27 protein-coding genes are annotated in these 24,314 nt (G+C 59.0%); 12 read left to right on the plus strand and 15 right to left on the minus strand.

Annotated features, from left to right (window positions below; all coding sequences use genetic code 11):
- Positions 1-4: 4 nt before the first annotated feature.
- Both J7E41_RS05195 and J7E41_RS05200 read right to left on the minus strand, forming a co-directional pair.
- Entirely contained in the window at positions 5-1,789 is a 1,785-nt protein-coding gene (locus J7E41_RS05195) for a GMC family oxidoreductase (protein ID WP_214990623.1), read from the minus strand.
- A gap of 3 nt (positions 1,790-1,792) precedes the next feature.
- On the minus strand, positions 1,793-2,545 hold the full coding sequence (locus tag J7E41_RS05200; RefSeq protein WP_214990625.1) for a gluconate 2-dehydrogenase subunit 3 family protein: 753 nt from the start codon (positions 2,543-2,545) through the stop codon (positions 1,793-1,795).
- A 305-nt stretch (positions 2,546-2,850) separates the two neighbouring features.
- Here J7E41_RS05200 and J7E41_RS05205 point away from each other — a divergent pair, with 305 nt between their 5' ends.
- Positions 2,851-3,498, plus strand: coding sequence for a dual specificity protein phosphatase family protein (locus J7E41_RS05205; RefSeq protein ID WP_214990627.1), 648 nt, complete (start codon positions 2,851-2,853; stop codon positions 3,496-3,498).
- Between the two features lie 2 nt (positions 3,499-3,500).
- Here J7E41_RS05205 and J7E41_RS05210 read toward each other — a convergent pair whose 3' ends face one another.
- The 3 genes from J7E41_RS05210 to prlC form a co-directional block, all read right to left on the minus strand.
- Positions 3,501-5,507, minus strand: a complete 2,007-nt coding sequence (locus J7E41_RS05210) for a M3 family metallopeptidase (RefSeq protein WP_214990630.1) — start codon at positions 5,505-5,507, stop codon at positions 3,501-3,503.
- 123 nt (positions 5,508-5,630) lie between these two features.
- Complete coding sequence (locus tag J7E41_RS05215) at positions 5,631-5,903, minus strand: YheV family putative zinc ribbon protein (protein ID WP_169357192.1); 273 nt, start codon at positions 5,901-5,903, stop codon at positions 5,631-5,633.
- On the minus strand, positions 5,900-7,951 hold the full coding sequence (gene prlC / locus J7E41_RS05220; RefSeq protein WP_353049388.1) for an oligopeptidase A: 2,052 nt from the start codon (positions 7,949-7,951) through the stop codon (positions 5,900-5,902). Before prlC ends, J7E41_RS05215 begins: the two co-directional genes overlap by 4 nt.
- Positions 7,952-8,053: 102 nt before the next feature.
- On the opposite strand from prlC, the gene J7E41_RS05225 reads away from it, so the two are divergent.
- Together J7E41_RS05225 and J7E41_RS05230 are read left to right on the plus strand one after the other, a co-directional pair.
- Positions 8,054-8,599 (plus strand): gamma carbonic anhydrase family protein, encoded by a 546-nt coding sequence (locus tag J7E41_RS05225; RefSeq protein WP_214990634.1) that lies wholly within the window; start codon positions 8,054-8,056, stop codon positions 8,597-8,599.
- 8 nt (positions 8,600-8,607) lie between these two features.
- The gene (locus J7E41_RS05230; RefSeq protein ID WP_214990636.1) at positions 8,608-9,267 is read left to right on the plus strand and encodes an HAD family hydrolase; all 660 of its coding nucleotides are present in this window, start codon (positions 8,608-8,610) and stop codon (positions 9,265-9,267) included.
- Between the two features lie 7 nt (positions 9,268-9,274).
- Here the strand turns inward: J7E41_RS05230 and J7E41_RS05235 are convergent, their stop codons facing one another.
- On the minus strand, positions 9,275-10,282 hold the full coding sequence (locus J7E41_RS05235) for an aminopeptidase (protein WP_251029340.1): 1,008 nt from the start codon (positions 10,280-10,282) through the stop codon (positions 9,275-9,277).
- 126 nt (positions 10,283-10,408) lie between these two features.
- Between J7E41_RS05235 and J7E41_RS05240 the strand changes: the two genes are divergently transcribed.
- Positions 10,409-10,822, plus strand: coding sequence for a hypothetical protein (locus J7E41_RS05240; RefSeq protein WP_214990639.1), 414 nt, complete (start codon positions 10,409-10,411; stop codon positions 10,820-10,822).
- 42 nt (positions 10,823-10,864) lie between these two features.
- A complete protein-coding gene (locus tag J7E41_RS05245; protein ID WP_214990640.1) occupies positions 10,865-11,287 on the plus strand; it encodes a hypothetical protein in 423 nt (140 codons plus the stop codon).
- Here the strand turns inward: J7E41_RS05245 and J7E41_RS05250 are convergent, their stop codons facing one another.
- Positions 11,288-11,527: a DUF1161 domain-containing protein gene (locus J7E41_RS05250; RefSeq protein WP_214990642.1), complete on the minus strand. Its 240-nt coding sequence runs from the start codon at positions 11,525-11,527 to the stop codon at positions 11,288-11,290. It abuts the gene before it with no gap.
- 128 nt (positions 11,528-11,655) lie between these two features.
- Positions 11,656-12,087 (minus strand): OsmC family protein, encoded by a 432-nt coding sequence (locus tag J7E41_RS05255; RefSeq protein WP_214990644.1) that lies wholly within the window; start codon positions 12,085-12,087, stop codon positions 11,656-11,658.
- Between the two features lie 216 nt (positions 12,088-12,303).
- On the opposite strand from J7E41_RS05255, the gene J7E41_RS05260 reads away from it, so the two are divergent.
- Entirely contained in the window at positions 12,304-13,305 is a 1,002-nt protein-coding gene (locus J7E41_RS05260; protein ID WP_214990646.1) for an LLM class flavin-dependent oxidoreductase, read from the plus strand.
- 58 nt (positions 13,306-13,363) lie between these two features.
- Here the strand turns inward: J7E41_RS05260 and J7E41_RS05265 are convergent, their stop codons facing one another.
- Both J7E41_RS05265 and J7E41_RS05270 read right to left on the minus strand, forming a co-directional pair.
- The gene (locus J7E41_RS05265; protein WP_214990648.1) at positions 13,364-13,594 is read right to left on the minus strand and encodes a DUF1161 domain-containing protein; all 231 of its coding nucleotides are present in this window, start codon (positions 13,592-13,594) and stop codon (positions 13,364-13,366) included.
- A 115-nt stretch (positions 13,595-13,709) separates the two neighbouring features.
- Positions 13,710-13,925, minus strand: coding sequence for a dodecin (locus J7E41_RS05270; RefSeq protein ID WP_029290270.1), 216 nt, complete (start codon positions 13,923-13,925; stop codon positions 13,710-13,712).
- A 156-nt stretch (positions 13,926-14,081) separates the two neighbouring features.
- Here J7E41_RS05270 and J7E41_RS05275 point away from each other — a divergent pair, with 156 nt between their 5' ends.
- Positions 14,082-14,408, plus strand: a complete 327-nt coding sequence (locus J7E41_RS05275) for a DUF883 family protein (RefSeq protein WP_093514268.1) — start codon at positions 14,082-14,084, stop codon at positions 14,406-14,408.
- Here J7E41_RS05275 and J7E41_RS05280 read toward each other — a convergent pair.
- Positions 14,405-15,301: a LysR family transcriptional regulator gene (locus J7E41_RS05280; RefSeq protein ID WP_214990649.1), complete on the minus strand. Its 897-nt coding sequence runs from the start codon at positions 15,299-15,301 to the stop codon at positions 14,405-14,407. The two genes, J7E41_RS05275 and J7E41_RS05280, sit on opposite strands and share 4 nt — an antisense overlap.
- A 121-nt stretch (positions 15,302-15,422) precedes the next feature.
- On the opposite strand from J7E41_RS05280, the gene trpB reads away from it, so the two are divergent.
- The 5 genes from trpB to J7E41_RS27945 all read left to right on the plus strand — a co-directional run bounded on the left by trpB (position 15,423) and on the right by J7E41_RS27945 (position 19,927).
- Positions 15,423-16,652, plus strand: a complete 1,230-nt coding sequence (gene trpB, locus J7E41_RS05285) for a tryptophan synthase subunit beta (protein WP_214990651.1) — start codon at positions 15,423-15,425, stop codon at positions 16,650-16,652.
- Positions 16,649-17,458: a tryptophan synthase subunit alpha gene (gene trpA / locus J7E41_RS05290; protein WP_214990653.1), complete on the plus strand. Its 810-nt coding sequence runs from the start codon at positions 16,649-16,651 to the stop codon at positions 17,456-17,458. Before trpB ends, trpA begins: the two co-directional genes overlap by 4 nt.
- 136 nt (positions 17,459-17,594) lie before the next feature.
- Entirely contained in the window at positions 17,595-18,038 is a 444-nt protein-coding gene (locus J7E41_RS05295) for an anti-virulence regulator CigR family protein (RefSeq protein WP_214990655.1), read from the plus strand.
- A gap of 221 nt (positions 18,039-18,259) precedes the next feature.
- Positions 18,260-19,669 (plus strand): FAD-binding protein, encoded by a 1,410-nt coding sequence (locus tag J7E41_RS05300; protein ID WP_251029341.1) that lies wholly within the window; start codon positions 18,260-18,262, stop codon positions 19,667-19,669.
- A 75-nt stretch (positions 19,670-19,744) separates the two neighbouring features.
- Positions 19,745-19,927, plus strand: a complete 183-nt coding sequence (locus tag J7E41_RS27945; RefSeq protein WP_353049389.1) for a BBE domain-containing protein — start codon at positions 19,745-19,747, stop codon at positions 19,925-19,927.
- Between the two features lie 20 nt (positions 19,928-19,947).
- Here J7E41_RS27945 and J7E41_RS05305 read toward each other — a convergent pair whose 3' ends face one another.
- The 4 genes from J7E41_RS05305 to J7E41_RS05320 all read right to left on the minus strand — a co-directional run bounded on the left by J7E41_RS05305 (position 19,948) and on the right by J7E41_RS05320 (position 24,292).
- Entirely contained in the window at positions 19,948-21,276 is a 1,329-nt protein-coding gene (locus J7E41_RS05305) for an MFS transporter (protein WP_214990657.1), read from the minus strand.
- 232 nt (positions 21,277-21,508) lie between these two features.
- Positions 21,509-22,657 carry a galactonate dehydratase gene (gene dgoD, locus J7E41_RS05310; protein ID WP_214990659.1) on the minus strand — a complete coding sequence of 383 codons (1,149 nt, stop codon included), beginning with the start codon at positions 22,655-22,657 and terminating at the stop codon, positions 21,509-21,511.
- Positions 22,658-22,690: 33 nt separating this feature from the next.
- Positions 22,691-23,311 (minus strand): 2-dehydro-3-deoxy-6-phosphogalactonate aldolase, encoded by a 621-nt coding sequence (locus J7E41_RS05315; RefSeq protein WP_214990662.1) that lies wholly within the window; start codon positions 23,309-23,311, stop codon positions 22,691-22,693.
- A gap of 9 nt (positions 23,312-23,320) precedes the next feature.
- The gene (locus J7E41_RS05320; protein ID WP_214990664.1) at positions 23,321-24,292 is read right to left on the minus strand and encodes a 2-dehydro-3-deoxygalactonokinase; all 972 of its coding nucleotides are present in this window, start codon (positions 24,290-24,292) and stop codon (positions 23,321-23,323) included.
- Positions 24,293-24,314 lie beyond the last annotated feature (22 nt).

Consider the following 24,314-nt stretch of genomic DNA (forward strand, 5'->3'; position numbering starts at 1 on the left):
CTCCTTATGCCTGAACCAGTGGGCCGGGGTTTTTCAGGTACTGCTCGCGAATCGCCCGCGCCGACCAATAGGTCAGAGCAGCCACCAGGCCTGTAGGGTTGTAGCCCAAGCCTTGTGGGAATGCAGATGCACCAGGGACAAACACGTTGTGCACATCCCAGCACTGCAGGTAGCGGTTCAAGGCGCTGGTTTTCGGATCGGTGCCCATGATCGCGCCACCGTTGAGGTGGGTAGTCTGGTAGGCCGCCGTATTGAAGTGCTCACCGACTTTCTTGCCCAACAAAGCAATCGCCTTGGGGTTCATCGCTTCGGCGATCTTGCTCATTTTATCGACCATGAAGCGGTTCATCTTGATGTCGTTTTCCTGCCAATCGAAGGTCATGCGCAGCAGCGGCAAGCCGTAGGCATCGCGGTAAACCGGGTCCAGATCAAGGTAGTTACCGCGGTAGGATTGATGAGCACCGTGGGCATCCATCGACACCTGATGGGTGTAGTAATCGGCAGTGGCACGCTTCCATGCACTGCCCCAGGCCGGTGTGCCAGGCGGGTTGGACGTACCGGCAATCGGCCGGCTGCCCGCCTGGTTGACCCACATCGGTGAGCCACCGACGAAGCCGTGGGGCCCGTGGTCGAAGTTGTCGGCGTTGAAGTCATCCACCGCCACACCGTTGCCACCGGCGCCGATGAAGTTGTTGGTGTGCACGTCCTTGTCGAAGAATGCCTTGATGGTGGCCATGTTCTGGTAGGCGAAGTTCTTGCCCACCACGCCCTCACCGGAAATCGGATCGTAGGGTTTACCGATGCCCGACAGCAGCATCAATCGTACGTTATGAAACTGGAAGGCACCGAGGATCACCAGGTCCGCCGGCTGCTCGATCTCACGCCCCTGGGCGTCGATATAGGTCACGCCGGTGGCCTTGCTCTTGGTGCTGTCGAGATTGACCTTCAGCACATGGGAATTAGGCCGCAGTTCAAAGTTAGGCACCTGCTTCAAGGCCGGCAGGATGTTCACGTTCGGCGAGGCCTTGGAATACATGTAGCAGACATAACCACTGCAGAAACCGCAGAAGTTGCACGGCCCCATCTGCGCGCCATAAGGGTTGGTGTAAGGCCCCGAGGTATTGGCGGACGGCAGGTTGTAGGGCTTGTAACCGACGGCATTGGCGGCCTGCTGGAACAGCTGCGCCGAGTAGGTATTTTTCTGCGATTCCAGTGGGAAAGCATTCGAACGATCGGGCGCATAGGGGTTGCCGCCCTTACCTTCACCCACTAATTGCCCCTTCACCGTCCAAGCCTGGCCGGAGGTCCCGAAGACCTTTTCCGCATAGTCAAAAAACGGCTCCAACTCTTCATAGCTGACGCCGAAGTCCTGGATGGTCATGTCCTTGGGAATGAAACTTTTCCCGTAGCGCTCTTCGTAATGGCTGCGCATGCGCAATTCGATAGGGTCGACGCGAAAGTGCACGCCCGACCAGTGCAAGCCGGCGCCGCCCACACCGTTACCCGGCAGGAAAGCGCCCAGTTGGCGATTGGGCAAGGCAACGTCATTCACACTATGGCGAATGGTCACCGTCTCTTTGGAGATGTCCTGAAAGAGCTTTTTGCGAACGCTGTAGGTCAGTTCGTCGATGACCTGGGGATAGTTGCCGTCCGGGTAAGTGTCCTGCATCGGCCCACGCTCAAGCGCAACGACGTGCAAACCCGCTTCGGTCAGTTCCTTGGCCATGATCGCGCCCGTCCAGCCAAAGCCTACGATGACCGCATCCACTTTCTTCATGATGGTTGCCATGCTTTACGCCCTCTCGCCACGGATAGAAACAGCCGGGAAGGGGTATTGCTCGTTGCGTTCAACCCAATCCATGAAGTCGGCGCGTGCGCCGGGGAAGCCGATCATGGTCCAGCCGACCATGCCTTTGTTGCCACCGTGGATCGGGTCGCAGAAGAACCCTTCCTTGGTGTTTTGCAGCAACAGGTTGAAGAAAATCTTTGGTGGCACCGTGTCGAAATGCGCAGCCATTTCAGCGCCGCCAGCCTCCAGACGCTTGAGCATATCGTCCTGGGTAGCGCTGTCTTGTCCAGCAAATACTTTACCGTTGAACGCCTTCGACCACTTATCCGTCGCGGCAATACCCAGGCGATAGATCTCCTTGGGTACCAATTTGCTTTGCCAGCCCATCTCAGGCGCAGCGTCGGCGTTAAACGGGCCCTGCATGAACCACAGAGCACCACTGGCATAAGGGGTATTCATCTGGCGGTCGATGTATTCCGGCGCGCCAGCTTCCAGCGCACCTGGGCCTTGGGCATCCGCCGGGATCAGCCGTGCAACAGCCGCATTGATAAACGCCCACTCTTCGGCCGTGAAATAGCTCGGCTCGTAGGCCTTGCTGCTGACAGGAGCCTTGGGCTCGCTGGCTCGAGCGGGTTCGGAAGACGCCATCAGCACCGAACCACCCAGGCCCGTACTGGCAACGGTGACCACAGGGATCAAGGTCAAGGATTTGCGCAAAAACTCACGCCGGGGGTTGTCTCGATCTTGATCAGACATGGTGGCACCTCATCATGTGGTCACGGGGTTATCAGCCGCTTCAAGGAGCGGCTTGTCTTTTTGGCAGTAAATGGGATCCAGCCGACCCCGAAAAATAGAACACTGCAGCAATCAATCGTTACAAATGATAGCAGCCTAAGGATCAAGAGGAATCGATTCAGCCTGGAAATCTTACCGATCCACGGTAAAAACATTCGCATCAGCACGGATATTCATGATTCTTTGACGAGCACCTCACACGACGTTGACCCCCCATAGGCGAACCTGAACTCCATCAGCCATTTCCCTATTCGGTTACGCCGCGCATGTTCAAGAATCATTTGCTGCCTGCACTTTGCCTGTCGTTCATGACACTGTTTGCGGCAGTTCACGCCCGAGCCGACGACGCGCCCCCCACCCGCCCGGCGGAATGGGCTCAGCCTGTGGCCAAGCAATACAACCTGTATCAAATGTCTCCCACGCTCTACCGCAGTGCTTTGCCCGACAGCACTGCCCTTCCCGTATTGGAAAGCCTCAAGATCGGAACGGTGATCAACTTCCTGCCGGAATCAGACGACAGTTGGCTGAAAAAGCCTGATATCAAACAGGTGCAATTGCCTTATCGCACCAACCATGTCGACGATGCCGACATCCTGGCGGCCCTGCGTGCCATCCAAACCGCAGAGGCCAACAGCCCGGTCTTGATGCACTGCAAGCATGGTTCGGACCGCACAGGATTGATTTCGGCGATGTACCGAGTGGTGGTGCAGGGCTGGAGCAAAGAAGATGCCCTGAACGAAATGACCTTGGGTGGTTTCGGCGACAGCTCCCACTTCAAGGATGGCGTTCGCTACATGATGAAGGCCGATATCGACAAACTGCGCACGGCGCTGGCCAATGGTGATTGCAGCACCAGCGCGTTTGCGCTGTGCTCGATGAAGAGTTGGATTAATACGGCGAGCAGTGGCTCCTGACCCTAAACCAAGGTGTCCGGCATCACACCAAGAAATGCCTGCAATGAATCACGCAGTGATCGCGAATTCCCCGGAGCCAATACGGCCTCGCGCAAGCCACGTCCCGTTTTCGGGTTGAACAACCCCTCGCGTTGGAACCGTTGAAAAGCTTCTTTTGCGAGAACACCTGACCATCGGTAGGAATATAGGCTGGCCGCATAACCTTGCATGATGTGAGTCAGTTGATTGGCCGGTCGCAAGCCAGACAACTCGGTGAGATGGCCGACGCGCGCAGCCGCATCATCGAGCACCTGCTTGACGCTGCGCCCATCGCCCCATGTCCTGTGCAACTCGAAATCGAATAGGGCACTGATCAACAACTCGGCCGTGTCCCAGCTGCGTTGAATAGTGATATGGGCCAGCTGTTTATCTGCCAGGTCGTTCGGCAGGCGCTCGCCTGTCTGATAGTGACGGGACAGCCAGATGAGTACTTCTGGATGGAAACACCACTGCTCCAGAAACTCGCCAATAAACTCCGAAGTATCACGCCCATAACCCGACAAACTCGAAATCTCCCGGGATTCGGCACTTGTCAGCACTTGTTGCAAGCAGTGCCCAAACTCATGGAACAGAATTCTAAGCTGCGTGTGATCAAGCAAATAGGGAAGGTCAGGCGGCCCTTGCATGAAGTTGCACTGCAAGACCGCAATCGGACGCGTCAGTAAACCCTCTGCGTCTTTGTGTCGATCACGCAATGCAACCGTGTTTGGAACCTGATCTGACCCTTCGCGCCAAAAAGGCTCGAAGAACACATAGCCGATGACCTCGTTATATTCCCTCACCTCGAACAGGCGAACCGACGCAGCCCACGTGTCAGAATCCGTGCGCTCAACGATCTGCACGCCAAACAATTGTTGGAGGAGCCCACATAAACGAAAGAGCGTGTCATCCAACGTAAAATATTCACGTAACTGTTCCGGCGAAACACCCGCAACTTGCTGGCGAATCCTTTCCGAGAAAAAAGCGTAGTCCCACAGCTTCAGGTCGAAGACGCCATAGGTAGCGGCAATAGCCTGTAGTTGCAGGCGCTCACTGGCAAAGGCGGATTGCTCGTTCGCCAGCTGTTTCTGGAAGAAACCCAATACTTGGTCGGTGGACTCAACCATCTGATTTTCAAGCGCCAACTGGGCAAAGTTGTCGTAACCCAGCAATTTGGCTATCTCATGACGCCCTTCCATCACCACCACCAGGTGGTCGCTGTTATCGTACAGCCCCGCGTGGGGTCCGATATCAGACGCTCGGCTAAAAAAAGCTTCACACACTTGCTGGCGCAACGTCCGGTTCTGGGCGTCAGTGATCAAACGCCGAACCGTCTCGGCCTCCAGTGTGACCAGCCATCCCGTCAATCCTTGCGCACGAGCCTTGGTCGCCATCGAGTCCTTGATTCTTGTTGGCACGCCCTCGAGCAATGCCTCATCCTCGACATGCTTGCTCCACGCAGCGGTCGCTTGAATGAGCCGTTCGGAAAAATCGCTTTCAAGCTGTGCATTGGTCGCCGTCAAGTAAGTCAAACGGTCACGGTCAGTTGCCGGCAACGTGACACCTGATTGCCGATACCGCGACAGAGTTTTCTTCAGTATGCGTTGACGTGACGGATCGAAAAGCGCCGCTATCGGGCTCTCATCAAGGCGTACGTACAGAGCATACAGCTGCGCATTGACGGCCAGTTCGGCTCTATAACCGTTCATCTGCCCATGAAAGTCGCTGGCAGCGCTCTTCCAGCCACTGTCGACAGTAGAGCCCAGTACAGTGACCATGTTTTGGGCAACATCGAGACGAGCGTAAATGTCATCCATGGCCAGCACCAAGTCATCCCATGTAGGGATCAGGGCCTGGGTTTGGATGATTTCGCCCACCTGACGGCGGCTGTCGGCAATCAGCGCCTGCGCTGCCCAAGCAAGATGTTCAGTGCGAACCTGCGAGAAAGATGGCAGGTCAGAGACCTGTAACAACGGATTATGGTCGGGCATGGGTTCGATCCTTATCATCCTTGGACTGGAACTCAAAAGTCTAAGAAGAACGAACCCGGGCAAAGCAGTATCTATGTACATCGCCTTGCGCCTCGGAGGGGCGAAAGACGATGGGTATTTCAGTCAGTCTTTTTTCAGCTTCGGATTGGGGAAAAACTGCACCGCCTGCACCTTGGGATCCGGCACCTTCAACGCCGACGTATTGACCCGCGTGCCCAATTCCTTGGGCACCGAAAGACCTTGTTCATTGAGCGTGTCGGAATAACCGCAGGCCACGCATTCGCGGTGCGGCACGTCGTCCTCGCTCCACATCATCAACTTGTCCGGCTCGCTGCACGCCGGGCAGACTGCCCCGGCGATAAAGCGCTTTTTAGTTTTCACAGGTCCTTCACTCATGCTGCTGCGTCCTCGGTCAGGCCGCTGTGGCGCAAGAGTGCGTCAATCGACGGCGCACGTCCGCGGAAGTCGACGAACAGCACCATCGGCGCCTGAGAACCACCACGAGCCAGGATCGCTTCACGGAAGGCACGGCCGGTTTCGGCGTTGAGCACACCGTCTTCCTCAAACTTGGAGAACGCATCCGCCGACAGCACTTCCGCCCACTTGTAGCTGTAGTAACCCGCGGCATAACCGCCGGCGAAGATATGGGCGAAGCTGTTAGGGAAACGGTTGTAGGCCGGCGGACGCATCACCGAGACTTCGTCACGTACGCCCTCAAGCACTTGCAACACGCTGCGCCCATCGCCGTGGGTGGCGTGCAGTTCGAAGTCGAACAGGGAGAATTCCAACTGACGAACCATCATCAGGCCGGACTGGAAATTCTTCGCCGCGAGCATTTTTTCCAGCAGGTCCTGAGGCAGCGGTTCACCGGTTTCGTAGTGACCGGAAATCAGCGCCAGGCCTTCCGGCTCCCAGCACCAGTTCTCCATGAACTGGCTCGGCAACTCCACCGCATCCCAGGCCACACCGTTGATACCGGACACACCCGCGTGTTCAACACGGGTCAACAGGTGATGCAGGCCGTGGCCGAATTCGTGGAACAGCGTAGTCACTTCATCGTGAGTCAGCAGGGCAGGCTTGCCACTGTCGGCCGGGGTGAAGTTGCACACCAGGTTAGCCACCGGGCTTTGCAATACGCCATCGAGGGTGCGGCGGCGATCGCGGGCACCGTCCATCCAGGCGCCACCACGCTTGTTGGCGCGGGCGTACAGATCGAAGAAGAAGCGGCCAACGTGCTGGCCGTTTTCCTTGATTTCGAACAGGCGAACGTCCGGGTGCCAGGTGTCGAAGCCTTTCTGCTCGGCGATCTCGATGCCGTACAGGCGTTGGACAATAGCGAACAAGCCGCCCAGCACCTTGTCGATGGGGAAGTAGGCGCGCAAGGCTTCCTGGGAAACGCTGTAACGCTGTTCACGCAGTTTTTCACCGTAGAAACCGCTGTCCCAACTTTGCAGGTCCGGACAGCCTTGTTCGGCGGCGTAGGCCTTGAGCTGTTGCAGATCCAGGGTGGCGAACGGCTTGCTACGCTTGGCCAGGTCCCGCAGGAAGCTCAACACCTGGTCGCTGGACTCGGCCATTTTGGTGGCCAGGCTCAGTTCGGAGAAAGACGCAAAGCCCAGCAGTTGAGCCAGTTCCTGACGCAAGTCGAGGATCTGCTCCATCACCGGGCCGTTATCGTTCTGACCGGCATTCGGGCCTTGGTCCGACGCTCGAGTGCAGTAGGCTGCATAGACTTCTTCGCGCAGGGCGCGGTCGTGAGCGTAGGTCATCACCGCGTAGTAGCTGGGGAATTCCAGGGTGATCAGCCAACCATCAAGGCCCTTGGCCTGGGCAGCGGCGGCCATTTGTGCCTTGGCCGAATCGGTCAGGCCGGCGAGGGTGGCTTCGTCGGTGACGTGCTTGGTCCAGGCTTGGGTAGCGTCCAGCAATTGATTGGAGAAGCGGCTGCCCAACTCCGACAGCTTGCTCTGTACTTCGGCGTAACGTTTTTGCTGAGCTTCAGGCAGGTCGATACCCGACAGACGGAAGTCCCGCAGCGAGTGTTCCAGAATGGTTTTTTGCGCCACATCGAAATCGGCAGCTTCCGGGCTATTGGCCAGGGCTTCGAAGGCCTGGAACAGCTCGCGGTTCTGGCCCATCTCGGTGGAATAGGCGCTCAATGCCGGCAGGCAGGCCTCGTAGGCTTCGCGCAGTTCGGCGCTGTTGCACACGGCGTTGAGGTGGCTGACCGGGCTCCAGGCCGCGCCCAGGCGGTCATTGAGTTCGTCCATGGCCAGGATCAGCCCGGCCCAGGTCGGATTTTTACCCTGGCTTTGCAGGATGCCTTCGATGGCGACACGGTTGTCGGCCAGGATCTGTTCGATGGCCGGTTGCACGTGCTCGGCACGGATCGCCGAGAACGGCGGCAGGTCGTAGGACTGCAGAAGAGGGTTGTTCGCGCTCACGGTGGGCACCTTGGCTGAAGAAACATGTATGAACAAAGATGGGGCCATCTTAATTACAATCAATGTCCACCGCAGCTATCAGCAGAAGAGAGAGAGCCTATCGTGACCCTTCGCACCTACCAGAACCACACGCCGGCCTTGAGTGCCGGGGCTTTTGTCGATGCATCGGCGGTGGTGATCGGCGATGTCGAAATCGGCGCCGACAGCTCGGTCTGGCCGCTGACGGTGATTCGCGGCGACATGCACCGTATCCGTATCGGTGCACGCACCAGCGTCCAGGACGGCTGCGTGCTGCACATTACCCACGCCGGCCCCTTCAATCCTGACGGCTTCCCGCTGCTGATCGGCGACGACGTGACCATCGCCCACAAGGTCATGCTGCATGGCTGCACGGTGGGCAGCCGGATCCTGATCGGCATGGGCAGCATCGTGATGGACGGCGCGGTGGTGGAAGACGATGTGATCATCGGCGCCGGCAGCCTGGTGCCGCCGGGCAAGAAACTCGAGAGCGGCTTTTTGTATGTCGGCAGCCCGGTGAAACAGATCCGGCCGTTGACTGACAAGGAGCGCGCCTTTTTCACCTACAGTGCCGCGAACTACGTGAAGCTCAAAGACCTGCACCTGGCCGAAGGCTTCGACCAATGTTAAGGACACCCATGCATTACCAAACCGTTTTGTTCGACCTGGATGGCACCCTGACCGACCCTCGGGAAGGCATCACCCGCTCGATCCAATACGCCCTCGCTAAACTGGGGATCGATGAGCCGGACCTGACCAAGCTGGAACACTTCATCGGCCCGCCGCTGCTGCAGGCGTTCATGCAGTTTTACGGCTTCGATGAGGCCAAGGCCTGGGAGGCGGTGAATTTTTACCGCGAGCGTTTCAAGGTCACCGGGCTGTATGAAAACCGCGTGTTCGAGGGTGTCATGCCGCTACTTGAGGCGTTGAACGGCCAGGGCCGGCAGCTGTATGTCGCCACCTCCAAACCCTGGGAGTTTGCCCGTGAAATCGCCCGGCATTTTGATTTCGCCAAGCACTTCAAAGTGATCTACGGCAGCGAGCTGGACGGCACGCGGACCAACAAGGTCGAGCTGATTGCCCACCTGATGGCCGAAGAAGGCCTGGACCCAGCCAGCACCCTGATGATCGGCGACCGCAAACACGACCTGATCGGCGCCCACCACAATGGGCTGGATGCGGCGGCCGTGGGGTATGGGTTTGGCAGCCGTGAGGAGTTGAGCGCAGAGTCGCCGGCCTGGCATTTTGAAACCTTGGCCGAGCTGCATCAGGCGTTTATGAAGAAAGATTTTTCGTAGCAGCACTTCAGCCTTCCAATTGGCTCAGCGCCACCTTGCGCTTATCCACCGGCAATCCACCCAGCTTCTCCACCGCCGCATAAAACTTCAGCCAGTCCCCGCCCGACTGCCGAAACAGTGCTGCAAACGCTGGCACCCACCGGTCATACAAGCCGAACGGCAACAGCCGTGCATTGTTCATCGGCGCATTAACCCAGGTGTCGTAGCGCTTATCACCGCGCCATTGCCCATCGCGCATCTGCCGGTAGTCGCTGCGAAAGCGCTCAAACTCAGCGGCTTTGGCGAGACGCATGTTGTCTGCTGACAATGGCTGCAGATACACGCGCTCCAGTCGCCCGCGGGTGTCGAGAATCAGCTGGATAAACTGATCCCGCTGTTTCAACGCCGACTCACTGGCCGGTGGCAACCCGCGAGCAGCACGCCACTGGCGCGTACCTTCCTGCTCGACGAAGGTGGCAAACGACTCGTTGAACTCGGTGTCATCCCTCACATAAAACCGCTGATGCGCCAACTCATGAAAGATCAATGTGGCCAGGCGCTCATCGCCCCAGCTCATCATCGAACTCATGATCGGGTCATTGAACCAGCCCAAGGTCGAATAGGCTTCGACACCACCCACCGACACGTCCATGCCTTGCTGCTGCAGCAACGCCGCCTCGCCACGGGCGGCGCCCTGGCTGTAATAACCCCGGTAGGCCACACAACCGGCAATCGGAAAACAGTGAGTCTGTGGCAATAAGGAAAATTCGGACGTGGCGAAGACATTCCAGACGACAAAGGGCCGGCCAATATCAGCGTAGAGGCGGTAGCTTCGGTTGTCCGGCAAGTGCAGGTGCTGACTGGCGAAAGTGCGGGCCTTCTGCGATTGGGCCAGGTGAGCGCGCAGGAGCTGTGGCCGCGAGGGGTCCGCGATTACTTGGGCTACTGGCTCCCGGGCACGCAACAGTTGCCATTGGCCGCTCGCCAACTGGCCGTAGTAACCCACGCTCGAACAACCGTTGAGCAGCCAAAGCATGAGACCCGGAAACAAAAACCGGAAATGACGATCAAGTAACCCATGACGTGAACACCAACGCCCAACCATTACCACCACCTCGGAGAGTCTGCCCGCCAGACTATCTCGCTTGCACGGAGTTTTGCCATGCGCATGTTCATGTTGACCGGTAGTGTGCTGATCCTGACCGGTTGCGTCGGGTTACCGGACCCCGATCCGGCCCAGGCCTGGATTGACCTCGACAGCGGCCAAGAAGCGGCGCTGCACGCGCTGGAAGTCGATGACAAGACCACCACTGATAAACGTTATTTCGAAGTGCCACCAGGCCGCCATGAGTTAACCGTGCGTTATCAATTCCCCGTCGAGGCCAGCAACATAGGCCCCGATGCGCAGCGCCTGTGGCGTGATTGCCGGCTCAACCTGACGTTCAAGGATTTCAGCGCGGGCGAGCGCTACCAGGTGCAGGCCGGTAGCACCGGTTTCAGGGCTTGGGCAAAACTGTATGACCAGGATCACAAGGTCATCAGCCAAGCCAAACCCGCGGGCTGCCAACAGAGTTGATCGGCGCTATGCTGGGGCTATTCCTAGCGTCGAGTGCTTACCATGCGTCAGCTTTTGCTTTCAATTGCCGCGATTTTTCTAAGCGCCTGCACGTCGACGCCCATCCCGCCGGTCGACCCACAGCAAGCCTGGATCGACTTCGCCACCCCGACACCCGGGGCCAAGTTGGTAATGGCTCAACGTCTGGATGGAAAAACTCTGAGCGACGGGCGCTTCTTCCAGGTCCCGCCCGGCAGCCACGAATTGATGGTGCGCTTTGATTTCGAAGTGCCTACCGGCGGCAGCTTCGGCGGGCTGGGGCAAATGGGTGAGCGGACCTGCTTCATTACCGTGCAATACGACCATTTCGAAGCCGGCCAGCGGTACCGCCTGGAAGGACGGTCGTTGGCCTATACCCCGAACATCCGGCTGTACAACGCGGCGCGCCAGTTGCTGGCTGAGGAACGCAGCGTCAACTGCCTCTGATCAGTCGTTGTTCCTTTGATAAACAATGGCTTTGGTGCCGTTTTCACAGGTACCAACGACCATGGCGCTATCGTGCTTATCCGCTTCTTCCTTGCTGACGATTTCCAGGGTGTAGGACGGAACGGCATTGGCCTGGATCTTGACTTCGATCTCTTTGCGAAGCTCTTCACAGTCCTTTGGCGCGGCCAGGGCCGAAGTCGCCAATGCACCGCAGATAATCGCCAAGGCAAAACGTTTCATGAGTGAAGCTCCCTAAATGCATTGCGCACGAGTGTGCGCTCACGCTGCAGTCATCTATTCGACCACATTTGCATAGGCAGGAGCGAGGGGGACGCCTAGTTCTTGCTCGCTCCTGCAAGGGGCTTGGATCAACTAACCAGGGTGCCATCCAATGTGATCTTGGCATTCAACACCTTGGACACCGGGCAACCTTCCTTGGCCTTCTTGCTCAGCTCATCGAACTGCGCCTGGCTGGCCCCGGGGATTTTCGCCTTGAGGGTCAGATGCACCGCCGTGATCGCAAAGCCGCCATCCACCTGGTCCAGGGTGACTTCGGCCTCGGTGTCGATGCTGTCGGCCTTGAGCCCGGCATCCCCGAGAATCATGGAAAAGGCCATGGAGAAACACCCCGCATGGGCAGCCCCGATCAGTTCTTCAGGGTTGGTACCCTTGCCGCCTTCGAAACGTGCCTTGAAGCCGTAGGGCGCTTCACGGAGTACGCCGGTCTCCGTAGAAATCGAACCGATGCCGGTTTTCAGATCACCTTCCCAATGAGCCGATGCTTTTTTCTGGATACTCATAGCTGTCTCCTCAACTGTGGTTTTGCGTCTGTAAGGGTTCTGAGGATAGAAGCTCTGGCAAAGTTCATCTTGTCGGACAGACCCACTTATCGAGTAGGCAAATTCGTATCAGCTATTGAATCTCGGGTATATGCCCTCATTGCATAGAGCATGCACATGAAGCGGCAGGTTTTGGCTCATCAAAAAAGCCTGCGCACCCCTTGGAGAAGCAGGCTTATGAAACCGCTGTCCGACGTGAAGTTCTCAACCCTCGACCTGGTGCCCGTGCGGGCCAACGGCAGTCCGGCGCAATCACTGCGCAATTCCCTGGACCTGGCCCAGCATGTGGAGAAGTTCGGCTACAACCGCTTCTGGGTGGCCGAACACCACAACATGGACGGCATCGCCAGCTCGGCGACCTCGGTATTGCTGGGCTATCTGGCCGGCGGCACCTCGACCATCCGGGTCGGCTCCGGCGGTGTGATGCTGCCCAACCACGCGCCGCTGGTGATCGCCGAACAATTCGGCACCCTGGAAAGCCTCTACCCGGGCCGTATCGACCTGGGCCTGGGCCGCGCGCCCGGCTCCGACCAGATGACCGCCCGCGCCCTGCGCCGCGAACGCTCCGGCAGCGCCGATGACTTCCCGGAAGATGTGACAGAACTGATGGCGTACCTGGGCCCGCGCACTCCGGACCAACGGGTGATTGCTGTACCAGGCACCGGCACCAACGTGCCCGTATGGCTATTGGGTTCGAGCCTGTTCAGCGCGCAACTGGCGGGCGAGCGCGGTTTGCCCTACGCCTTCGCCTCCCATTTCGCACCACGCCTGATGCACGAGGCGATTCGCGTCTATCGCAACCACTTCAAGCCTTCGGCGGTGTTGGATAAGCCCTACGTGATGCTCGGCATCCCGCTGGTAGCCGCCGACACCGATGAGCAGGCCGATTACCTGGCCACCTCGGTTTACCAGCGAATCCTCGCCTTGATGCGTGGGCAAAGCCTGGTGCAGCGCCCACCGGTGAAAACCATGGACGGTCTGTGGTTGCCTCATGAGAAAGACGCCGTAGGCAGCTTCCTCGGACTGGCGATGGTGGGCAGCCCGGCGAAAATTCGCGCCAAGCTGGAAGTGTTGATCGAGCAAACCGGCGCCGATGAACTGATCTTTACCTGCGACTTGTACGAGCACGCTGACCGGATTCATTCCTACGAGCTGCTGTCGCAGGTGATGAAGGGTTAAGCGCGAGGCATAAAAAAACCGACGCACCTGCGTCGGTTTTTATGTCTGAAACACGGGATCACCCGCGTTTGTAGACGATTTCCTTGGTGTCACCGTCGCAGGTGCCAACGACCTTGCCGTCAGCCGCAGCGCCTTTATCGACTACTTCCAGGGAATACCCTGTAGCACCTTTGGCATCGATTTTCGCTGCAATTTCGCTTTTCAGCTCTTCACAGGGTTTGGCCGCCAGAGCGGTGCCCGCACCTAACAAACCTATCGCCAAACCTGTTACCAAAAAGAAATTTTTCATCCGTTACTTTCCTTGCGCTGGTTGAAAAGAGCGCACCGACACGTAGCGCATCGGCCCCCTATGGTTGTAGCGCTGCTTATGGCAATCGGCCAGCGCGCAAGTTCAACCCACGCAATCAACTATTGGCAATGCGGAAACCCACCTTGAGGGTGACTTGGAAATGCGCCGCCTTGCCATCCTTGATGTGGCCACGGGTTTCGGTCACTTCAAACCACTCCAGATGCTTGATGCTCTTGCTGGCCTCGGCCAGGGCATTGTTGATGGCGTCTTCAATGCTGGTAGGGGACGAGCCCACCAATTCGACTTTCTTGTAGGTGTGATGATCAGTCATGGCAGTTTCTCCTTTAGTCGTTAATCAAGCCTAGCAGTGATTCCTCGTACTGCTTCTGGCGACCGTTCCCACTCGAAAGTTCAGATTTACTGCACTTTCTGAAACCGCCGCAGTCGGAATCAACACACGCCACTCAATCACTCCTGGAGAGCCCACATGGCCAACACCTCGTTACGCAAAGCGTCATTGGAAAGCATGGAAGCCGAGATTTCGAGCCTGCTCAAATCCCTCGAGAGCCTCAAGGACGATGCGTCCGACGAGTCGCGCAAAACTTTGAAGGCTCTGAAAAGCAATGCCGAGAACGCCCTCAAGCACTCGCGTCATCTGATCAGCGATGCTTATGAAGAAAGCAAAGTTAAAATCCGTGAAACCGGTGTCGCCACCCGGGACTACGCCCAAGAACACCCATGGACTACTGCAGGCGTCGCCATCGGTGCGCTGGGCCTGCTGGCTGCTTACCTGCTGTGCAAACGCGGCGACTAAACGTCTTGCCGCGCCAGCTCAGCCTTGAGCCATTGCGCCAGTTGCCGAGCGCGCCCGTCAGCGGCGCGCTTGGGTAGCCACAACGCCAGTTGCGCCGGGGTTTCACTGAAACCCCATGGCGCAACCAGGCGCCCCGCCCGCACGTCTTCCGCCACCAGCGGCTCAGGGGCAATCGCCACACCCAGGCCGGCCACGGCGGCTTCCAGCAAATAATACAAATGCTCGAAACCCTGCCCGTACTTCAACGCGCCGGACTCGATCCCGTGGTGCTGCGCCCAACTGGGCCAGGCTTGCGGACGCGAGGTGGTGTGCAGCAGGGGTTCGCCCAGCAGCGACTCGGCAGGCGCCTGGCGCAGACGCTCATAATGAACAAAACGCGGGCTCATCACCGGGCCGATACGCTCACGGGCTAATTCGTAGACCTGCATATCAGCAGGCCATGGCGGTTCGGCAAACACCAGCAGCGCGTCCAGCCCCGGGCGCCGGGGATCGAGATCGCCTTCACCGGCCGACAGGTGCAGACGCAAATCCGGCAGCTCGGCGTTCAGGCGCCCCAATCGGGGAATGAACCAGCGGGCCAGCAAACTTCCTGAACAACCCAGCACAAACGGCGCGTCCGCACTGCTTTGCGTGAGTTCTGCACACACCTCCCTCAAGCGCTCAAACGCCTCAAAACTGGCGTCTCGCAACCGGATGCCTGCATCTGTGAGTTTAAGGCCGCGTCCATCCTTGACGAACAAGCTGACGCCCAGGTGTGCTTCCAACACTTTCAGCTGTCGGCTGACCGCACCATGGGTCACATGCAACTGCTCAGCGGCCTGACTGACGCTGTTGAGCCGGGCAGTGGCCTCGAACGCGCGCAGAGCGTTGAGTGGCGGAAGGTCTCGATTCATCTGTGAGTTTTCCTGACAGGTTACGGCGATCTTATCGGTTTTCACCGCAAAGCGTCAGGGGTAGAGTGGCCGTCATTGTTTTCTTATTCCTCTTTTCAAATAGCAGCCCTGGAGCGTCCCCATGACTCAGACCCAGACCGATTTACGCAACGGCCCTGACGCCAATGGCCTGTTTGGCGCGTTCGGCGGCCGCTACGTGGCGGAAACCCTGATGCCGTTGATTCTCGACCTGGCCCGCGAATACGAAGCGGCAAAGATCGATCCGGCCTTCAACGAAGAACTGGCCTACTTCCAGCGCGACTACGTCGGACGTCCAAGCCCGCTGTACTTCGCCGAACGCCTGACCGAGTTCTGCGGCGGCGCCAAGATTTACCTCAAGCGCGAAGAGCTGAACCACACCGGCGCTCACAAGATCAACAACTGCATCGGCCAGATCCTGCTGGCGCGGCGCATGGGCAAGAAACGCATCATCGCCGAGACCGGCGCCGGCATGCACGGTGTAGCCACTGCCACCGTCGCCGCGCGCTTTGGCCTGCAATGCGTGATCTACATGGGCACCACCGACATCGAGCGCCAACAGGCCAACGTGTTCCGCATGAAGCTGCTGGGCGCCGAAGTGATCCCCGTGGTTGCTGGCACCGGCACCCTCAAAGATGCAATGAATGAAGCCCTGCGTGACTGGGTAACCAACGTCGACAGCACCTTCTACCTGATCGGTACCGTGGCCGGTCCACACCCGTATCCGGCCATGGTCCGCGACTTCCAGGCGGTGATCGGCAAGGAAACCCGTGACCAGTTGCAAGCCCAGGAAGGCCGTCTGCCCGACAGCCTGGTGGCATGCATCGGCGGCGGCTCCAACGCCATGGGCCTGTTCCACCCGTTCCTGGATGACACCCGCGTGGAAATCATCGGCGTCGAAGCGGCTGGCCATGGCATCGAAACCGGCAAACACGCCGCCAGCCTCAACGGCGGCGTACCGGGCGTGCTCCACGGCAACCGTACCTTCCTGCTGCAGGACGACGACGGCCAGATCATCGACGCCCACTCGATTTCCGCCGGCCTGGATTACCCCGGCATCGGCCCTGAACACGCCTGGTTGCATGACATCGGCCGTGTTCAGTACACCTCGGTGACTGATAACGAAGCCCTCGACGCCTTTCACAAATGCTGCCGCCTGGAAGGGATTATTCCTGCACTGGAAAGCGCCCACGCCCTGGCCGAAGTCTTCAAGCGCGCACCGACCCTGCCCAAGGATCACCTGATGGTGGTCAACCTGTCCGGCCGTGGCGACAAAGACATGCAAACCGTGATGCACCACATGGAACAGTCTCAGCAGGAGAAACACTCATGAGCCGCCTGCAAACACGTTTTGCGCAACTGAAAGAACAAAACCGCGCCGCCCTGGTGACCTTCGTCACCGCCGGCGACCCGGGTTATGACACTTCACTGGCAATCCTCAAGGGCCTGCCGGCGGCCGGTGCCGACGTGATCGAGCTAGGCATGCCCTTCACCGACCCGATGGCCGACGGCCCGGCCATTCAACTGGCTAACATCCGTGCGCTGACTGCCAAGCAGAACCTGGTGAAAACCCTGCAGATGGTCCGCGAGTTCCGCAAGGACAACAGCGACACACCGCTGGTGCTGATGGGCTACTTCAACCCGATTCACATGTACGGCGTGCCGCGCTTCATCAGCGATGCCAAGGAAGCGGGTGTTGATGGCCTGATTGTGGTCGACATGCCGCCGGAACATAACGGCGAGCTGTGCGACCCAGCCCAGGCTGCCGGTATCGACTTTATCCGCCTGACCACGCCGACCACCGACGATGTGCGCCTGCCGACCGTGCTCAACGGCAGCTCCGGCTTTGTGTACTACGTGTCGGTTGCCGGTGTGACGGGTGCCGGCGCTGCCACTCTGGAGCATGTTGAAGAAGCCGTTACGCGTTTGCGTCGCCATACCGACCTGCCCATCAGCATCGGTTTTGGTATCCGCACCCCGGAGCAGGCCGCAGCCATCGCGCGCCTGGCGGACGGTGTGGTGGTAGGTTCGGCACTGATCGACCACATCGCCAATGCCAGCAATGACCAGCAGGCGATCGATGGGGTTTTGAGCCTGTGTGCCGCGCTGTCGGAAGGTGTTCGCAACGCTCGCAAGTAAGCGGCCTGTAAGCGGTAGGTAAAGTTCCTGATACAGAGGAATCATGCCGCTAAATCACGGCCTAAGCAGCAAGACCAAGGGATTTCGAACCTCGTTTGAAATCCCTTTTTGTTGTTCGCGCCGTGAGGAATACCCAATGAAGATGCCCAAACGTTTGATTGTCGGTGCAGGCGTGCTGATGCTCGGTGCCAGTGCCTTGGTGCAAGCGGCACCACCTGACCAACGCGGCGGCCCTGATCACGGTGGCCCCCAAGGCCAATATGAGCAACGGGGCGACGATCATCGTGGCCCCCAGGACAACCACCGTGGCGGCCCACCCCAGGACTTCGGTCCCGTGCGACAAGTCATCCGCGACAACCACAACGATTTCCGCCGAGGCGCACCGCCGCCTCCCGGTGTTCGTCTGGTCAGAGGCCAGCCACTGCCGCGTAACTACTACGGCGAACGCCTGGACAATCGTGCGCTGGCGCGCCTGCCGCAATACCCCGGCTACGAATGGCGGCGCTCAGGTGGGGATGTCGTGTTGATCGCGATTGGCACCAGCATCGTCTATCAGATTCTGGACGGTGCTCTGTACTAGAACCCATCTGGAGAACAAACGGCCGAGGGGTTGCTTAAACCCTCGGCCGTTTCATTTTCTGCGCTAGGCTCAATAGGCGGGCTTCATAGGTATCCGGGCCCGTAACGCACTTCATGCCTATTGCTATCTAACTGCCCCGCAAGCTCGCACCTGCATTTCTTGCCATTTCGGTCGTTAAGTTTAGTCGCATCAGAAGTCATTCTGACTCTTTGGAGTACATCATGGCATTTGATCTCATCACCCCCTCGGACCGTCGCCACTCCACCCTGCAGAAAGGTTTCAACCTGCGCTGGCCCATAGGCAATGTGCAGGGAGAATCGTCACCCAATGGCGCGGAACGTATCTATGTCTGCCACGACGAACAAGGCATTGTCGACGCTGCCGCCCAAGCCTTGGCCATTCCTGGTGGGCGCGTTACCGTACGCAGCGGTGGCCATTGCTATGAAGGGTTTGTCTCCAACCGAATGCCCGACGATCCCGCCGAAGTGCTGTCGATTCTCGACATCGGGCCGTTGAACGCCATGGCTTATCAGGCCGACGGGCAAGTCGGCTCCGTGCTTGTACCGAATGCACCTTATCGCTATCAGTTTCGCCTCGCGGCCGGCAGCCAGAACTGGGATGCCTATGTCGCGCTGTACAAAACGGCTGGTAAAACCCTTCCCGGCGGTTCGTGTTATTCCGTTGGTGCAGGCGGCCATATCTGTGGCGGCGGATACGGTTTTCTGTCACGCAAGCACGGCCTGAGTTGCGACTGGTTGTCCGGCGTCGATCTTCTGGTGCCAAACCCGCAAGGCACTGGGCTGCAGCCCATCCACGTATCCCGGGAAAGCACGAACCCCGACGAGCTGGATCTGTTTGCTGCCTGCTGCGGTGCCGGTGGTGGTCAGTTCGGGATTATTACCAGTTATTATTTCAAGACATTGCCGGAAGCCCCCAAAGAGGTTTACTGGCTGGTGCTGGAGTGGGACTGGGCCGACCTGACTCCCTACGTTCTCAATCGCCTGCTGGCAGCCTATCAAGCCTGGTTCGTCGACAACCAGGCAAACCCCGACACCTGGGGTCTGGCGACCAAACTGGAGATGCGTCATCAGCACACTGGCAACGTGACATTGGGCATTCACTATGTGGACAAGAATGGACTGCTTGAGGACATGGCGCCCTTCGATGATTTCGTCAGCCGCCTGCTCGCCGCCGCCGGGATAAGGGCGACCGAATCCATCACACCGTTCTACGTTGTTCACCTGCCGCGGGGCAGCCAGGCCGGACGCACGATCGACTCACTGGAGGTGGCGCATCAAGTGGCCAGGCGCATGGATTGGCTGGCCTTCACCCAATCGGTCAACGGCTCCGGCGACAACCAACGAGGCCGCTACAAGTCGGCCTACCAGAAAGGTATTTTTACGCCTCAGGTGCTCACCGCGATCTGGGCGACCCTGACCCGACCAGACCCAGAGAACTTCCTGACCCAGAGCCTGATCCAGATCCAGTCCTTTGGCGGTCGCATCAATGAAATGGATGGCCCGGTACGAGCGCAGACCTCGGCGGCCCAACGCTCGTCCTACCTCAAGTGGCAACCGCAATGTTACTGGCGTGACGCGTCTGCCGAGTCGGACCAGGCCCACGCAGGGTAGATCCGTGGACTCTATTTCCAGGCCTTCTCCGACACTTCGGGCGTACCCGTCAATGATCAGTTCGAGGGGTGTTACATCAACTATCCAGACTTGGACATGATGTTCCTGGGAGGCGATCCGGCCAACGGGAAAAACGACCAGTGGTACCGGATCTTTTTCCCGAACACCATCATTGAAAGCCGCCTGCGCCGCACCAAGAAACGCTGGGACCCTCACAATATCTTCCGTAACGAAATGTCGGTCCCGATAGCGCCGTAACCTGGATAAAACGGGCGACCTCAGGTCGCCCGCTCGTCCTTCAATTCAATACGTTCAACCTTGCCCACCAGCAGCACATAGGACAACGCACCCAGCAGCGCGAGTACTGAGATGTACGTGATAGCCGGTGCAAACGAATCCCCGCTGGCCAGAAAGCCGATAACAATCGGCGTGGTAATCGCCGCGAGGTTGCCAATGAAATTGAACACGCCGCCCGTTAACCCCAGCAACCGCGCAGGCGCCAGGGTCGACACCAATGACCAGGTGATCGACGCCAGACCATTGCCGAAGAATGCCACTGCCAAGAACGCAATCACCCAACCTGTCGAGTCGACAAAGTTGGCCCCAATGATCGCCGTGGAAATCAACAGTCCGCTAATAATCGGCAGCTTACGGGCAAAACCCACCGAAGCGCCGCGACGAATCAGCCAGTCGGAAAACAAGCCGGAACACAGTACGCCGACAAACGCCGCCAGGAAGGGCAGGGACGCCAGCAGGCCAGACTTGATGAAGTCCATACCGCGATATTTCACCAGGTAGGTGGGGAACCACGTCAGGAAGAACCACAGCGTGGAGTTCAGGCAGAACTGCCCCAGGTAAATGCCCCAGAGTTTGCGTTTGCTCAACACAATCCCCAGATCAACCCAACTGAAGGAGGCCTTGCGTTTGGCCGTTTGCGAAGACAGATCCACCAGTCCGCCGCCTTCGCGGATCAATTCGATTTCAGCGCTGTTAACCCCCTTGAAATCCCGGGGCTCACGGTACACCGCGTACCAGATCAACGCCCAGAGAATACCCACGGCCCCGGTGCTGAAAAACACTACTTGCCAGCCATAGTGATGCTGCATCCAGGCCAGTACCGGTGTCAGGAACGCCAGCCCGACAAACTGCCCGGAGGTATAGAAACCAATGGCCGTGGCGCGCTCACGCTCGGGAAACCAGCTGGTGACCACGCGGCTGTTGATGGGATAAGCCGGGGCCTCCAGAGCACCCACCGCCATGCGCAAAACGAACAGCGCAATGAAGCTCGCGGCAAAGCCAAGCATGACGGTGGCAATAGACCATAGCAACAAGGCCACGGTGTACAGAATACGTGGTGGAACCCGGTCCACCAGCCACCCACCAGGAATTTGCATGGCGGCGTAGGTCCAGCCGAAGGCGGAGAAGATCAACCCCACATGCACCGGGTCGATACCCAGGTCAGAGGTCAGGGCTGGGGCGGCAATCGACAGGTTGCTGCGGTCCAGGTAGTTGATCACCACGGTGATAAACAGCAGGACCATGATGAAATAGCGCTTTCGGCTGGGCGTGACCAGCTTCGCCTGCCCTGTGAAGGATTCAGGTTGCATGGGGGGTGCCTCTTTTTATGTTTATTGAGGGACTTATTGGAGAAACCGAGTCAAAGGTGGTGCGGGCTTGCTGTAGCCGCTGCCGAGGTACGAGGCTGCGATGCGTGTCCGCAGGACCGCCCAAAGGGCCGCTACGTCGGAATGCCGCACCAAACCCATCGCAGCCTCGTGCCTCGGCAGCGGCTACAGCAAGCCCACACCGACCCGTTCCTTCAGATGACTCGCGCGGGGTTTACCACTCCGCAAAACTGCCATCGGCGTGGCGCCAGATCGGGTTGCGCCAACGATGACCGATGGCGGCGCGCTCGATCACGTACTCCTCGTTGATCTCGATACCCAGGCCTGGCCCGTTAGGGATTTTCACGAAGCCCTGGTCGTAGTCGAAAACCCCCGGATCGCGGACGTAATCAAGCAGGTCATTGCTCTCGTTGTAGTGAATGCCCAGGCTCTGCTCCTGGATGAATGCGTTGTAGCAAACCGCGTCCAGTTGCAGGCATGCCGCCAGGGCAATCGGGCCCAGCGGGCAGTGCAGGGCCAGGGCCACATCGTAGGCTTCGGCCATGTTGGCGATCTTGCGGGTTTCGGTGATGCCGCCGGCGTGGGAGGCATCCGGCTGGATGATGTCGACGTAGCCTTCGCTGAGCACTCGCTTGAAATCCCAACGGGAAAACAGCCGCTCGCCGAGGGCTATCGGGGTGCTGGTCAGGGGCGCCAGTTCTTTCAGCGCTTCGTAGTTTTCGCTGAGCACCGGCTCTTCGATAAACATCAGTTTGTAAGGGTCCAACTCCTTCATCAGCACCTTGGCCATGGGCTTGTGCACTCGGCCATGGAAGTCCACACCGATACCGACGTTAGGCCCCACCGCATCACGTACGGCGGCAACGTTGGCCAGGGCCTGGTCGACTTTTTCAAAACTGTCGAGAAATTGCAGCTCTTCGGTACCGTTCATTTTCACGGCGGTAAAACCGCGAGCGACAGCCTCTTTCGCGGCACGGGCGGTATCCGCAGGGCGGTCGCCACCGATCCAGGAATAGACACGGATCTTGTCCCGCACCTGACCACCCAGCAGGTCACTGACCGACACCCCGAGGGCTTTGCCCTTGATGTCCCACAGCGCCTGGTCGATACCGGCCAACGCACTCATGTGAATCGCGCCGCCACGGTAGAAGCCGCCGCGATAGAGCACGGTCCAGATGTCTTCAATGTTGCGTGGGTCTTTGCCGATCAAGTAGTCGGAAAGCTCTTCCACAGCGGCGGCCACGGTATGGGCACGGCCCTCGACCACGGGTTCGCCCCAACCGGTCACGCCCTGGTCGGTTTCTATCTTGAGGAAGCACCAGCGCGGCGGGACGATGAAGGTCGTCAGTTTGGTGATTTTCATCTTCTTATCGCTCTTGTAGATGGAGAAAGGTAATCAGCCCAAGGCGTTCCAGGCCGAGACGTAGGCTTGGGCGCGGCTCGCCACTTGATCGGCGCTCATGCCCGGCTTGAATAACCCGGAGCCCAGGCCGAAACCTTTGACGCCCGCGTCGAAAAACACCTGCATGTTCTCTGGTGTAATTCCGCCTACCGGCAGCAACACCGTGCCGGCCGGCAATACCGCGAGCCAGGCCTTGACCACCGCCGGGCCCATTTGCTCGGCAGGGAACAGCTTCAATACATCGGCGCCTTCAGCCAGCGCGGCGAAGGCTTCAGTGGGCGTGGCGACCCCGGGTGACAGGTACAAACCTGCCGCTTTGGCCGCCCGCAATACCTTGGCATCGCTGTGGGGCATGACGATCACTTGACCGCCGGCGGCTTTCACCTGCGTCACCTGTTCGGGGGTCAACACGGTACCGGCACCGATCAGGCAATCAGCCGGCAAGGTATCGCGCAGGGTGCGAATGCTGGTGTACGGATCCGGTGAGTTGAGTGGCACTTCGATCACCCGAAAGCCGGCTTGGTACAGCACCTGGCCGATGCCCGCGGCCTCTTCAGGACGCACGCCCCGCAGGATCGCGATCAAACCGTTATGTGTCAGTGCTTGCTTGAGCATGTCGAGCCTCTAGTCAGGTTGAACGGATGCAGGAACCAGCCCGGCGGCGACCGCCAGCTGCCACAAACCGCGCTCGGTGGCCTCTTGTGCCAGGGTCACGTGGGTGAAACCGCAAAGTGCGAGCGCACGCTGGTAGCGGGTGCACAGTTGAGTGTTGCCCACCAGAACGATATCGGGCTGCGGGTCGCTATTGAGTGCCAGCAATTCATGACCAATCAGCAGCCCGGACAAATAGTCCGCTTGCTCACGGCCCGCCAGCTCACCGGTCAACCCCAGCGTGCGCGCACTGAACAGGGTCGATAGCGGCCCACGTTGGCCATCCGCCGACAACACGACCTGCACGCCTCGATCAAATGCCTCGGCCTGAAACTGCGCGGACGGCTGCTGGGTACGTCCCAGAATGCTGTGCTGGCTAAGCACGGCGAACAGCTCGCCGGTCATGAAGGTGTCGAAATGGGTGATACAGCCTTCCACCACCTCGACCCATTTTGAATGGCTGCCCGGCAGGCCGATCAACCGTCGGTTGGTCAGGTCGAGCGGCAGGCTTTGCAACACCCCCAACACCTGGGTTTCCTCGCCACGCATTACGTTAGGCAAACTGCCGCGCTGGATCACACCGGGCACGATATGCACATCGACGCCCCGCAGGCTGCGCACAACGTGCAACGCCTGGCCGAGGGTGGCGACATCGGCCGGCGTGTCGCGATAAGCCGCCTCACTCCAGCCCTGCGCGCTACCCACCATGCCGCAGGCGATGACAGGAAGCGTGGGCAGCTCATCCAGCCAATCGCCACACGCGGCGTCAAATGCCAATTCGAAACCATTGCTGCACAAAACCCCGGCGATCTGCCGAGGCTCGGTAGGCAGGTGCATGATCCCTGACGCCAATGCGCGTCGTTCGAGGACAACGCCTGCGGGGCCGAGCTTATAAGCACGAAGGGAACTGGTTCCCCAATCGAGCGCGATCAATTGCGCCTGCATCGCTTCACCTGAAGTGTTCTGA

Origin of the sequence: Pseudomonas fluorescens, assembly GCF_018614655.1 — a bacterium.
Lineage (GTDB): Bacteria > Pseudomonadota > Gammaproteobacteria > Pseudomonadales > Pseudomonadaceae > Aquipseudomonas > Aquipseudomonas fluorescens_BX.

Excerpts from the sequence above, each read along its gene's own strand:
- J7E41_RS05195 (WP_214990623.1), bottom strand. The coding sequence starts at position 1,789 with ATGGCAACCATCATGAAGAAAGTGGATGCGGTCATCGTAGGCTTTGGC.
- J7E41_RS05200 (WP_214990625.1), bottom strand. The coding sequence starts at position 2,545 with ATGTCTGATCAAGATCGAGACAACCCCCGGCGTGAGTTTTTGCGCAAA.
- J7E41_RS05205 (WP_214990627.1), top strand. The coding sequence starts at position 2,851 with ATGTTCAAGAATCATTTGCTGCCTGCACTTTGCCTGTCGTTCATGACA.
- J7E41_RS05210 (WP_214990630.1), bottom strand. The coding sequence starts at position 5,507 with ATGCCCGACCATAATCCGTTGTTACAGGTCTCTGACCTGCCATCTTTC.
- J7E41_RS05215 (WP_169357192.1), bottom strand. The coding sequence starts at position 5,903 with ATGAGTGAAGGACCTGTGAAAACTAAAAAGCGCTTTATCGCCGGGGCA.
- J7E41_RS05230 (WP_214990636.1), top strand. The coding sequence starts at position 8,608 with ATGCATTACCAAACCGTTTTGTTCGACCTGGATGGCACCCTGACCGAC.
- J7E41_RS05235 (WP_251029340.1), bottom strand. The coding sequence starts at position 10,282 with ATGCTTTGGCTGCTCAACGGTTGTTCGAGCGTGGGTTACTACGGCCAG.
- J7E41_RS05240 (WP_214990639.1), top strand. The coding sequence starts at position 10,409 with ATGCGCATGTTCATGTTGACCGGTAGTGTGCTGATCCTGACCGGTTGC.
- J7E41_RS05245 (WP_214990640.1), top strand. The coding sequence starts at position 10,865 with ATGCGTCAGCTTTTGCTTTCAATTGCCGCGATTTTTCTAAGCGCCTGC.
- J7E41_RS05250 (WP_214990642.1), bottom strand. The coding sequence starts at position 11,527 with ATGAAACGTTTTGCCTTGGCGATTATCTGCGGTGCATTGGCGACTTCG.
- J7E41_RS05255 (WP_214990644.1), bottom strand. The coding sequence starts at position 12,087 with ATGAGTATCCAGAAAAAAGCATCGGCTCATTGGGAAGGTGATCTGAAA.
- J7E41_RS05260 (WP_214990646.1), top strand. The coding sequence starts at position 12,304 with ATGAAACCGCTGTCCGACGTGAAGTTCTCAACCCTCGACCTGGTGCCC.
- J7E41_RS05265 (WP_214990648.1), bottom strand. The coding sequence starts at position 13,594 with ATGAAAAATTTCTTTTTGGTAACAGGTTTGGCGATAGGTTTGTTAGGT.
- J7E41_RS05270 (WP_029290270.1), bottom strand. The coding sequence starts at position 13,925 with ATGACTGATCATCACACCTACAAGAAAGTCGAATTGGTGGGCTCGTCC.
- J7E41_RS05275 (WP_093514268.1), top strand. The coding sequence starts at position 14,082 with ATGGCCAACACCTCGTTACGCAAAGCGTCATTGGAAAGCATGGAAGCC.
- J7E41_RS05280 (WP_214990649.1), bottom strand. The coding sequence starts at position 15,301 with ATGAATCGAGACCTTCCGCCACTCAACGCTCTGCGCGCGTTCGAGGCC.
- trpB (WP_214990651.1), top strand. The coding sequence starts at position 15,423 with ATGACTCAGACCCAGACCGATTTACGCAACGGCCCTGACGCCAATGGC.
- trpA (WP_214990653.1), top strand. The coding sequence starts at position 16,649 with ATGAGCCGCCTGCAAACACGTTTTGCGCAACTGAAAGAACAAAACCGC.
- J7E41_RS05295 (WP_214990655.1), top strand. The coding sequence starts at position 17,595 with ATGAAGATGCCCAAACGTTTGATTGTCGGTGCAGGCGTGCTGATGCTC.
- J7E41_RS05300 (WP_251029341.1), top strand. The coding sequence starts at position 18,260 with ATGGCATTTGATCTCATCACCCCCTCGGACCGTCGCCACTCCACCCTG.
- J7E41_RS05305 (WP_214990657.1), bottom strand. The coding sequence starts at position 21,276 with ATGCAACCTGAATCCTTCACAGGGCAGGCGAAGCTGGTCACGCCCAGC.
- dgoD (WP_214990659.1), bottom strand. The coding sequence starts at position 22,657 with ATGAAAATCACCAAACTGACGACCTTCATCGTCCCGCCGCGCTGGTGC.
- J7E41_RS05315 (WP_214990662.1), bottom strand. The coding sequence starts at position 23,311 with ATGCTCAAGCAAGCACTGACACATAACGGTTTGATCGCGATCCTGCGG.
- J7E41_RS05320 (WP_214990664.1), bottom strand. The coding sequence starts at position 24,292 with ATGCAGGCGCAATTGATCGCGCTCGATTGGGGAACCAGTTCCCTTCGT.